The sequence below is a fragment of the Rathayibacter sp. AY1B6 genome, from assembly GCF_002932755.1.
Taxonomy (GTDB): domain Bacteria; phylum Actinomycetota; class Actinomycetes; order Actinomycetales; family Microbacteriaceae; genus Rathayibacter.
Map to the genome: position 1 here is coordinate 114,830 of NZ_PSWL01000009.1, position 10,459 is coordinate 125,288.

Below are 10,459 nucleotides of genomic sequence, written 5' to 3' on the forward strand. Positions count from 1 at the left end.
GCCCGCTGGCAGGATGGAGGGCATGCCGCTCCTCGCCGCCCGACGTCCCCGCGAGCCGGAGCCGCTCGCCGGCCCGCTGGTCGCCGTCCGCGGTGTCGCGGTGCGCGCCTCGGGGGTCGAGCTGCTCGCCCCGTGCTCGCTCGAGGTGGAGGCGGGCGAGCGCGTCGCGGTGACGGGCCGCAACGGCACCGGCAAGACCACGCTCCTGCGGGTGATCGCCGGCCTCACCGCTCCGAGCGAAGGAGTCGTGACGGTGGCCGGGCGCGCCCCGGAGGAGCGCTCCGGCGCCCACCGCCGCGCCGTCGCCGCGCTGATCGGCACCCCGCCGTTCGAGCGGGACATAACCCTCGAGGAGCACCTCGCGATGGTCGCCGTCTCGTGGGGCGCGCCGGTCGCCGACGCCCGCCGTGAGGCCGCGGCAGGTCTCGACGCGCTCGCGCTCGCTCCGCTCGCCCGCCGCTTCCCGCACGAGCTCTCCTCCGGGCAGACGCAGCTGTTCTCCCTCGCGCTCGTGCTGGCGCGGCCCTCCGCGGTGCTGCTGCTCGACGAGCCGGAGCAGCGGCTCGACGTCGAGCGGGTGCCGCTGGTCGCGGAGGTCCTGCGGAGGGCAGCCGCGTCCCGGGCGCTCGTCGTCGCGACCCACAGTCCCGTGCTGATCGCGGGTCTGGGCGCGCGGGTCGTCGAGCTGGAGCGGGCGTGAGGCGCGCAGAGGGGGCCCGCGTCGCCGAGGTGCGGGCTCTGCACCGGGGCCGGGCCGCGGCTCCGCCGGCACCGCGCGCCTACGCCGGCTACCTCGTCGCGATGACCGTCCTCGTCGTCGTCCTCCCCGTCGCCCGGGCCCTCGCACTCCTCGCCGCCGAGGCGGGAGCCGCGCCGGAGCCGCTGATCGCCCTCGCCGCGGGTCTCGCCCTGCCCGCCGCCGTGCTCCTGGGCCGGGTGCGCGGCCCCGCGGTGGGCGAGCCGCACACCACGGCAGTGCTGCTCGCGACCGACCTGCGCCGCTGGGCGGTCCTCCGTCGGCCCGTGGTCCGGGCGACGGCCGGTCTCGTGACGGTCTGCGCCGCCGTCGCCTCGCTCCTCGCCCTCACCGCCTCCGCGCCGCTCCTCCCGGCCGTCGCCGGCGGCGCCGCGTTCGCCGGCCTCCTCGCCGTCGCCTGGCTCGCCGGCCAGTGCCTGCCCTCCCGCCTGCCCGCGCTCGCGGCGGGCCTCCTCGCCTCTCTCGCGGTCCTCGGGTCCCTCCTGCCCGGTGCGCCCACGCCGGGCGGCCTCCTCGCCTCGGCCGTGAGCGGCGCGGAGGAGGTGCGCGCCGCGATCGTGCTGCTGACGTCGGCCGCGGTGCTCCTGGCCGCGGCGCCCCGCCTGCTCGACGCCGCGCGGGGTCCGCTGCTCCTCGCCCAGGCCCGGCAGTGGTCGGCCGCCGCCCGGCTCGGAGCGACGGGCGATCTCGCCGAGTCGCTCGACGGGTACCGCGCCCTCCCGGGGATCGGGCGCGGTCTCCGAGCCGTCCGCCTCTCCCCGTTCGCCTTCGCCGTCCCGGTGCGCGACGCGATCGGCGCGCTGCGCACCCCCGGCCGCTCGGCGGTCGCGGTGATCGCACTGGTCGCGGCGGGGGCCGCCGCCGTGCTCGCCGCGGTCGTGCCGTCCTCCCTCCTCGTGCTCCCGGCCGCCGCGGCGGGCGTGCTCGCCTACCTCGGCGCCGGCGTCTGGAGCGACGGCTTCCGGCACGCCGCGGCGACCGCGGGGCAGCCGGCGATCCTGGCGCCCGGGCCCGTCGAGCTGCTGCTCCTGCACGCCGTCCTCCCGCTGGTGCTCGCGGTCGCACTGGCGGCCCTCGGCGCGGTCCTCGCTTCGCTGCTGCTCCCGGGCTCCGCGGTGCCGGTGGCCGCCGCGACCGCCGTGGCCGCTGTAGCCGCGCGGGCGATGGACGCGACCCGGGGTCGGCTGCCGCCGCAGCTGCTCGGCCCGGTGCCGCTCCCGATCGGCGACGGCGCGGGAGCCGTGGTGGTGCTCTGGAACCTGGCGGGCGCGCTGGTCAGCGCCTCGACCGCGGTGGCCGTCGCGGCGACGCCCGGGCTCCTCGCCGCGGTGCCGCTCGTCGCCGGCGGCTGCCTCCTCGTCGCGCGGCGGCGTCTTGCGCGGGCCTGAGGCTCCCGGGCACCCGCCCCGCCCGGATGTCCGCGGAGGCGGCCGGACCGGATGCGAGGATGGCGGGGTGACCGCGCATCCCCGGCTCGACGAGCTCATCCGCACCGTCCACGTCCTCCGCGCCCCGGGCGGCTGCCCGTGGGACGCCGAGCAGACCCACGAGTCGCTCGTGCGCTACCTGATCGAGGAGTCGCACGAGCTCGTCGACGCCATCGAGGCGGGGGACCGGGCCGACCTGATCGAGGAGCTCGGCGACGTCCTCTACCAGGTCCTCTTCCACGCCGACCTCGCCGCCGAGAGCGCCGAGCCCTTCACCATCGAGGACGTCGCGGCGCACATGAACGCCAAGATGATCGGCCGCCACCCGCACGTCTTCGGCGACGCGACGGCCGAGACGGCCGACGACGTCATCGCGGTGTGGGACGAGCTCAAGCGGACCGAGAAGCCGCACCGCACGAGCGTGCTCGACGGGATCCCGCAGGGAATGCCGGCCCTCGCGCTCGCCGACAAGGTGATCGGCAAGGCGACCTCGCTGGGCGTCGTGGACGCCGGCCAGGGCCCGCTGCCCATCGAGTCGGAGGAGGACCTCGGCCCGCTGCTGCTGGCCATCGTCGCCTCCGCGCGCGCCCAGGGGCTCGACGCCGAGCGTGCGCTCCGCGCGGCGACGCGCGACCTCCAGGACGAGATCCGCGCAGTGGAGCAGGAGCGGCGCGCGGACTGAGGCGCCGCCGACCCGCCCCGGCCGATCTGGGAGAATCGCCGTCATGGCCTCCCCGATCACCCCGCCCCGCGGCATGCGCGACTTCCTCCCCGCCGACAAGGCGAAGCGCGAGCATGCGCTCGGCGTCATCCGCCGCGTGTACGCCTCCCACGGGTTCGACGAGATCGAGACGCCCGTGGTCGAGGACTTCGACCGCCTCCACTCCGGCCTCGGTGGCGACAACGAGAAGCTCGCCTTCAGCGTGCTGCGCCGCGGGCTCACCCGCGACGACCTCGCGGCGGCCGACGACGCCTCCGCCCTCGCCGACCTCGGCCTGCGCTTCGACCTCACGGTGCCGCTCGCCCGCTTCTACGCCTCGCACCGCGCCGAGCTGCCGGCCGTCTTCCGGTCGGTGCAGATCGCGCCGGTCTGGCGCGCCGAGCGCCCGCAGAAGGGGCGGTACCGCCAGTTCGTGCAGTGCGACATCGACATCATCGGCGAGCCCGGGCAGCTGGCCGAGGTCGAGCTCATCACGGCGACCGCGGCGGCGCTCGACGCCCTGGGCCTCGAGGACTGCACCATCCGGATCAACGACCGCCGCATCCTCACCGGCATCCTCGAGCACTGCGGCTTCGCCCCCGAGCGCTTCGGCCCGGCCCTGATCTCGATCGACAAGCTCGACAAGATCGGCGCCGCCGGGGTCGTCGCCGAGCTCGAGGCCGACGGGCCGGACGCGGCCGCGGTCCTCGGCGGCTACCTCGCGCGGATCGAGCAGGCGGTCGCCGCCGGGGGAGTGGCGCTCGAGCAGTCCGCGATCCTCGACGTGCTGCCCGAGGGCGTCGACCCGGAGGCGGTGCTCGCGCTCGAGACCCTGGCCCGGTCGCTGCGCTCGCTGCCCGCCGGCGTCTCGCTCCGCTTCGACCCGACGCTCGTGCGGGGGATGGGCTACTACACGGGCACGATCTTCGAGATCGCGCACCCGTCCTCGGGCTCCTCGGTCGGCGGAGGCGGGCGGTACGACGGGATGATCGGCCGCTTCCTCGGTCAGGACGTGCCGGCCTGCGGCTTCTCGATCGGCTTCGAGCGGATCGTCGAGCTGATCGGCGGTGCCGTCGTCGAGCGCCCCGACGCCGTCGTCCTCGTGCACGAGCGCGACGCGGCGCCCGAGGTGCTGCTCGCGCTCAAGCAGGAGCTCATCGCGCAGGGCTCGCGCGTGCGCCTCGAGCGCCGGGCGAAGAACCTCACCCCGCTGCTCGACCGCGCTGCCGCCGCGGGCTTCACGCGCTTCGCCCTCGTTCCACGCGGCGCCGCCTCCGCCGCCGACCTCTCCTTCAAGGACCTCGGCTGAGCGGCGCCGGCTGAGCGGCGCCGGCGGCTGAGCTGGGCCGGCGGCTTCGGATGAGCGGAACCTGACGCCGACGCCGACGCCGACGCCGACGCCGACGCCGACGCCGACGCCGACGCCGACCCCGACCCCGACCCCGTGCCTGCGGGCGGGCGGGGCGATACCGGGGCCTGACCGTCGGGGCTGAACAGGGTCTCAGACGATCCGTCAGGAGATCACCCCGGTCTGGTCGGATCCTTGTCGGATCCGTGAGAGCCTTAATACCCGCGAAATCTGCGGACACACCCGAGAAATCTCCCCCGGATAGCGTCGAGGCACCCGATCGGCGCGGCTTGGCGCGCCTGCACGGGCACCCCGTCGCGACCCCGCGCACCGCACCGCAGCAGCCCTGACGATCCCCACCCGAGGAGTCCCCTTGACCCTGTCGCCCCTCCGCTCCCTTCCGGCCTTCGACCGCCGCAGCCTCCTCCGCCTGGCGGGCGTCGCCGGCCTCGCGATCGGCGGCGCCTCCGTCCTCGCCTCCTGCGCCTCCGACTCCTCCGGGGCGTCCGCCGCGGACGGCGGCGACCTCGGCACCCTCAAGGTCCAGCTCTCCTGGATCAAGAACGAGGAGTTCGCGGGCGAGTTCTTCGCCGACTCGAAGGGCTACTTCACCGAGGCCGGCCTCGCGGGAGTGACGCTCACCCCCGGCCCCTCGACCGGCGTGGCCGAGCTGCTCTCGGGCAGCGCCGACGTCGCGCTCAGCGACGCCGTCTCGATCGGCACCGCGATCGCCCAGCAGGAGGCCCCGCTCAAGATCATCGGCGCGACCTACCAGAAGAACCCCTTCACGGTCCTCTCGATCAAGACCGCCGGCAACATCGCCACCCCGGCCGACCTCGCCGGGAAGAAGATCGGCGTCCAGGCCTCGAACACCTCCCTGTTCCAGGCGCTGCTCGCCGCGAACGGCCTCTCCGAGTCCGACCTCACGGTCGTCCCCGTGGAGTACGACCCCTCCGTCCTCGTCAACGGCACCGTCGACGGCTTCATCGCCTACCTGACGAACGAGGCCATCACGGTCGCGGCCGAGGGCTACGAGGTCGTCAACCTGCCCTTCGCCGACAACGGCCTCCCCTTCGTCGCCGAGACCTTCTCGGTGTCCGAGCAGGCGATCGCCGAGAAGCGCGACGCTCTGAAGGCGTTCCTCGTCGCCGAGATCAAGGGCTGGACCGACGCGGTCAACGACCCGGAGGCGGGCGCGATGCTGGCCGTCGAGAACTACGGCAAGGACCTCGGCCTCAACGAGGAGTCCTCCAAGAAGGGCGCCACCATCCAGGCCGAGGAGCTGGTCGTCTCGGACGAGACGGTCTCGAACGGCCTCTTCACCATCTCCGAGACGCTGCAGTCCGAGACCATCGCGTCCCTCGCGGGCGCCGGGATCGACGTCACGGCCGAGGACCTCTTCGATCTGACCCTCCTCGACGAGGTCTACGAGGAGAACCCCGAGCTGATGAAGTACGCGGCCTGATCCTGATCCACGAAGGGCACCACTCGTGACCGACACGACCGACGCCGGCACCCTGCGCGACCAGGGTGCCGGCGGCACCGGCATCCAGATCCACGGCCTGTCGAAGACGTTCCGGATGGGCTCGCGCAGCGTCGCGGCGCTGCAGGACACCGATCTCCACACCGACCAGGGCAGCTTCCTCGCCCTGCTCGGCCCGTCGGGGTGCGGCAAGTCGACCATCCTGCGCATCCTCGCGGGGCTGGAGGAGCCGACGTCCGGCTCCATCCGCGTCGACGGCCGCACCCCCCAGGAGCTGCGCCGCGACAACAAGCTCGGCATCGCCTTCCAGGACCACGCGCTCCTGCCGTGGCGCAGTGTCATGGCGAACATCCGCCTGCCGTTCGAGATCGCGGGCAAGGGCGTCGACCAGTCCTACATCGACGAGCTGATCGACCTCGTCGGACTCCGCGGCTTCGAGAAGGCCAAGCCGGCTCAGCTCTCGGGCGGCATGCGGCAGCGCGTGTCGATCGCGCGGTGCCTGATCCTCAAGCCCGAGGTCCTGCTGCTCGACGAGCCGTTCGGCGCCCTCGACGACATGACGCGGCAGAAGCTCAATCTCGAGCTGCTGCGGATTTGGACCGAGAAGCCCGCCACGACGCTCCTCGTCACGCACGGCATCTCGGAGGCGATCTTCCTGTCGGACCGCGTCGCGGTGATGAGCCCGCGCCCGGGACGGGTGAAGGAGATCATCGACATCGACCTCCCCCGCCCGCGCACCCCCGAGATGCAGCGCACTCCCGAGTTCCACGCCTACGTCGACCAGGCCTCCGAGCTGCTGTTCGGCGACGGCGGCGCGGCCTCGGACGACCGCGTCCAGGAGTGACCGTGGCCACCACGCTCCCCGCGGCCCCGCGCCGCACCCTGTCCCTCCCTCCGTGGCTCACCGGGCTGATCGGCGTCGCCGCGATCGTCGCCGTCTGGTGGATCGTGGCGCTCGTCACCGCGCCCACCGGCACCGCGACCTACGCGCCCGTCCCCACTCCCGTGCAGGTCGTGCAGACCGCGATGGAGGACGGCCTCGGCTTCTACTGGCGCAACTTCTCCGTCACGATCGGCGAGGCGGCGGTCGGCTACTTCTGGGGCAACCTCCTCGCGCTCGTGCTCTCGGCGCTCGTGCTGGTCCTGCCCTGGCTGGAGGGGGTCGTCTCGCAGCTCGCGGTCATCACCTACTGCGTGCCGATCGTCGCGATCGGAGCGATCGTGCTGCTGATCCTGGGTGGCGCGGACGCTCCCGGGAAGGCGAGCGCGACGGCGATCTTCCTGGCCGGCCTCTCGGTGTTCTTCACCACGGTCGTCGGCAGCCTCCTCGGGCTGAAGGCGGCCGACAAGGCGGCGCTCGACGTCGTCACGGTCTACGGCGGCTCGCGCTTCACCCAGCTGCGCAAGGTCCGCCTGATCGCGGCCCTGCCCAACATCCTGTCGGCGCTGCAGATCGCGGTGCCCGCGGCCTTCCTCGGCGCGATCCTCGGCGAGTACTTCGGCAAGATCGAGACGGGCGTGGGCCCGATCCTGGTCGCGGCGCAGGTCTCGCTGAACTCGCCCCGCGTCTGGGCGCTCTTCCTCCTCTGCGCGGGCGTCGCGCTCCTCGGCTACGGCATCGTCGGACTGATCGGGCGCCTCATCGCGCCCTGGTCCTCCGGAAAGCGGGCATGACCATGACGACCACCGTCCCCGACCGCACGGAGCAGTCCACGGCCACCTCGATCCTCGCGGTCGACGAGCTGCGGCGCCAGCTGCGCACGGCCGCCCTCGGCGCGACACTCAAGAGCCTGCGCAAGAGCCTGCTCATCGCCCTCTCGACGATCGTGATCGTGCTGGCGATCTGGATCGGCGTGGTCCTCTTCAGCGGGGTCTCGCCCTACGTGGTCAAGGGCCCGTGGGACGTCTGGCAGCACCTGGTCACCGACGCGAAGGCGGCGGAGCACCGCGCCGAGCTGGGCGGGCTCTTCGCCGTGACCATGGGCGACGCGCTGATCGGCTTCGCGGCCGGCCTGGTCGTGGCGATCCTCGGCGCGATCCTGTTCCGCCTGTCCAAGGGCATCGAGCACGCGCTGATGCCGTTCGCGATGCTCCTGCGCTCGGTGCCGCTGATCGCGATGGCGCCGCTGATCATCCTCGTCTTCGGGACCGGCTCGATCGCCTCGGTCGCGGTGATCGGCGGGATCGTCGTCCTGTTCCCCGCGCTGGTGACGATCGCCTTCGGCCTCAACAACGCCTCCCCGCAGATGCTCGACGTGGTCGCGGTCTACGGAGGCAGCACCCTCACCGCGATCCGCAAGGTCGCCATCCCCGGCTCGCTGCCCTCGCTCTTCGCCGCGATCCGCATCTCGGTGCCCGGAGCGATCACGGGCGCGCTGCTCGCCGAGTGGCTCTCGACCGGCTCGGGCATCGGCGGGGCGATCAACGCCTGGTCCGCCCAGGCCCGCTTCGCGGACGTCTGGTCGGCGGTCGTGCTGGTCACCGGCGTCTCGCTCGTGCTCTACATGCTCGTGCAGGTGCTCGAGACCTTCGTCCTCTCCCGGATGTCCCTCTCCCTGAGCTGACGCCGCCTCCTCCGCTCTCCGCTCCCTCCTCCTCCATCTCGCGGACGGGAGGAGAGGCGGGAAGGGGCAGGGGAGCGGAGCGACGGGGCCGGGTCAGACGGTGACGATCGCGTCGACGCGGTGGCCGGCCAGCACCTCGCGGCCGCCGAGCCCGTCGAGCTCCATGACCACCGCGATCCCCTCGAGGCTCCACCCTGCGCGCTCGATCAGGCGGCGGCTCGCGTCGAGCGTGCCCCCGGTCGCCAGCACGTCGTCGACCAGCAGCAGGCGCGAGCCGCGCGGCGCCGCGTCCTCGTGCACCTCGAGCATCGTCTCGCCGTACTCGAGGGTCGCCTTCTCGCGGAGCACGGCCCGCGGCAGCTTGCCGGGCTTGCGGATGGTCACGACGCCGAGCCCGGCCGAGTAGGCGGCCGCCGCGGCGAGCAGGAACCCGCGCGCCTCCACGCCCGCGATCGCGTCGATCCGGCCGCGGTAGGGCTCGATCAGCGCGTCGGCCACCGCCCGCAGGGCCTCGCCGTCGCCGAAGACCGGCGTGAGATCGCGGAACAGGATGCCCGGGCTCGGGAAGTCCGGGACGACGGCGGTCAGACGGTCGACGTGGTCGGCGGCGGTCGTGGTCACGGGGAACCTCCGGGTCGGCGGGTGCGCCCGGGCCGTCCGGCGATCGGGCCCTGGGAGTCTACGACCGGCCGCGGTCTCCTGCGCTTCGGAGGCGGTCAGTAGACTCCTTCCCGACCGCTCCCGGCTCCGGGAGCCCATCCGTCAAGAGGAGATAGTTGTGGCCCTTATCGAGGCAGTCGTCGCCCGAGAAATTCTGGACTCCCGTGGCAACCCCACGGTCGAGGTCGAGGTCCTGCTCGAGGACGGCGCGTCCTCGCGAGCGGCCGTCCCGTCCGGCGCCTCCACCGGCGCGTTCGAGGCGTACGAGCTCCGCGACGGCGACTCCGACCGCTACCTCGGCAAGGGCGTGCAGAAGGCCGTCGACGCCGTCATCGACGAGATCGGCCCGGCCATCGAGGGCTTCGACGCCACCGACCAGCGCCTCGTCGACGCCGAGCTGATCGAGCTCGACGGCACCGAGAACAAGTCCCGCCTGGGTGCGAACGCGATCCTCGGCGTCAGCCTCGCCGTGGCCAAGGCCGCCGCGCAGTCGTCCGACCTCGACCTGTTCCGGTACGTCGGCGGCCCGAACGCGCACACCCTGCCCGTGCCGCTGATGAACATCATCAACGGAGGCGCGCACGCCGACACCGGCGTCGACATCCAGGAGTTCATGGCCGTCCCGCTGGGCGCCGAGTCCTTCTCCGAGGGCCTGCGCTGGGGCGTCGAGATCTACCACGCGCTCAAGGCGCAGCTGAAGAAGGCCGGCTTCGCCACCGGCCTCGGCGACGAGGGCGGGTTCGCCCCCGACCTGCCCACCAACCGCGAGGCGCTCGACTTCATCCTCAAGGCCGTCGAGGCCGCGGGCTTCACCCCCGGGAAGGACATCGGGCTCGCGCTCGACGTCGCCTCCTCGGAGTTCTACGAGGACGGCGCCTACACGTTCGAGGGCAAGAAGCTCTCGGCCGAGGAGCTCTCCTCCTACTACGCCGACCTCGTCGCCAACTACCCGCTGGTCTCGATCGAGGACCCGCTGGACGAGGACGACTGGGCCGGCTGGACCCACCTCACCGCGGCCATCGGCGACAAGGTGCAGCTCGTCGGAGACGACCTGTACGTCACCAACCCGGTGCGCCTCGCCCGCGGCATCGCCGAGAAGGCCGGCAACTCGATCCTGGTCAAGGTGAACCAGATCGGCACGCTCACCGAGACGCTCGACGCCGTGGCCCTCGCCCAGCGCAACGGCATGACCGCGATCCTCTCGCACCGCTCCGGCGAGACCGAGGACACCACCATCGCCGACCTCGCGGTCGCGGTGGACGGCGGCCAGATCAAGACCGGCGCCCCGGCCCGCTCGGACCGCGTCGCGAAGTACAACCAGCTGCTGCGTATCGAGGAGATCCTGGGAGGTGCGGCGACCTACGCGGGTCGCTCCGCCTTCCCGCGCTTCTCCGCGTAGTCTCGGCACGCCGGACCGGCCCCGGAGCCCAGCACCTCGGTGCGGGCGCCGGGGCCGCTCCACTTCCCCCGCCGCGATCGAGGAGGCACCCGCCCATGGCCCGTCCGCCCCGCCGCCCCTC

The 10,459-nt window shown here is 73.4% G+C and carries 10 protein-coding genes; 9 read left to right on the forward strand and 1 reads right to left on the reverse strand.

Translation table 11 applies throughout. From position 1 onward, the window contains the following. The first annotated feature begins 22 nt into the window (after window positions 1–22). From C5D08_RS06865 to C5D08_RS06905, 8 genes are all read left to right on the forward strand, one after another. Window positions 23–700, forward strand: coding sequence for an ATP-binding cassette domain-containing protein (locus C5D08_RS06865; RefSeq protein ID WP_104276395.1), 678 nt, complete (start codon window positions 23–25; stop codon window positions 698–700). After that, complete coding sequence (locus C5D08_RS06870) at window positions 697–2,145, forward strand: hypothetical protein (protein ID WP_104276396.1); 1,449 nt, start codon at window positions 697–699, stop codon at window positions 2,143–2,145. Before C5D08_RS06865 ends, C5D08_RS06870 begins: the two co-directional genes overlap by 4 nt. A 67-nt stretch (window positions 2,146–2,212) precedes the next feature. After that, complete coding sequence (locus C5D08_RS06875; protein ID WP_104276397.1) at window positions 2,213–2,866, forward strand: MazG family protein; 654 nt, start codon at window positions 2,213–2,215, stop codon at window positions 2,864–2,866. A 43-nt stretch (window positions 2,867–2,909) separates the two neighbouring features. After that, complete coding sequence (hisS, locus tag C5D08_RS06880; protein WP_104276398.1) at window positions 2,910–4,193, forward strand: histidine--tRNA ligase; 1,284 nt, start codon at window positions 2,910–2,912, stop codon at window positions 4,191–4,193. A gap of 412 nt (window positions 4,194–4,605) precedes the next feature. Further along, complete coding sequence (locus C5D08_RS06890; protein ID WP_258059873.1) at window positions 4,606–5,697, forward strand: ABC transporter substrate-binding protein; 1,092 nt, start codon at window positions 4,606–4,608, stop codon at window positions 5,695–5,697. 115 nt (window positions 5,698–5,812) lie between these two features. After that, window positions 5,813–6,559: an ABC transporter ATP-binding protein gene (locus C5D08_RS06895; RefSeq protein WP_104276409.1), complete on the forward strand. Its 747-nt coding sequence runs from the start codon at window positions 5,813–5,815 to the stop codon at window positions 6,557–6,559. Between the two features lie 2 nt (window positions 6,560–6,561). After that, a complete protein-coding gene (locus C5D08_RS06900; RefSeq protein ID WP_258065327.1) occupies window positions 6,562–7,389 on the forward strand; it encodes an ABC transporter permease in 828 nt (275 codons plus the stop codon). Continuing rightward, on the forward strand, window positions 7,386–8,279 hold the full coding sequence (locus tag C5D08_RS06905) for an ABC transporter permease (protein WP_104276399.1): 894 nt from the start codon (window positions 7,386–7,388) through the stop codon (window positions 8,277–8,279). Before C5D08_RS06900 ends, C5D08_RS06905 begins: the two co-directional genes overlap by 4 nt. Before the next feature lie 93 nt (window positions 8,280–8,372). Here the strand turns inward: C5D08_RS06905 and C5D08_RS06910 are convergent, their stop codons facing one another. Beyond that, window positions 8,373–8,900 (reverse strand): adenine phosphoribosyltransferase, encoded by a 528-nt coding sequence (locus tag C5D08_RS06910; protein ID WP_258067343.1) that lies wholly within the window; start codon window positions 8,898–8,900, stop codon window positions 8,373–8,375. A 157-nt stretch (window positions 8,901–9,057) separates the two neighbouring features. On the opposite strand from C5D08_RS06910, the gene eno reads away from it, so the two are divergent. After that, entirely contained in the window at window positions 9,058–10,338 is a 1,281-nt protein-coding gene (gene eno, locus C5D08_RS06915; RefSeq protein ID WP_104222361.1) for a phosphopyruvate hydratase, read from the forward strand. Window positions 10,339–10,459: the final 121 nt, after the last annotated feature.

What these genes read in the sequence shown, in the direction of transcription:
- C5D08_RS06895 (WP_104276409.1), top strand. Translation starts at nt 5,813, where the DNA reads ATGGGCTCGCGCAGCGTCGCGGCGCTGCAGGACACCGATCTCCACACC.
- C5D08_RS06865 (WP_104276395.1), top strand. Translation starts at nt 23, where the DNA reads ATGCCGCTCCTCGCCGCCCGACGTCCCCGCGAGCCGGAGCCGCTCGCC.
- C5D08_RS06905 (WP_104276399.1), top strand. Translation starts at nt 7,386, where the DNA reads ATGACCATGACGACCACCGTCCCCGACCGCACGGAGCAGTCCACGGCC.
- hisS (WP_104276398.1), top strand. Translation starts at nt 2,910, where the DNA reads ATGGCCTCCCCGATCACCCCGCCCCGCGGCATGCGCGACTTCCTCCCC.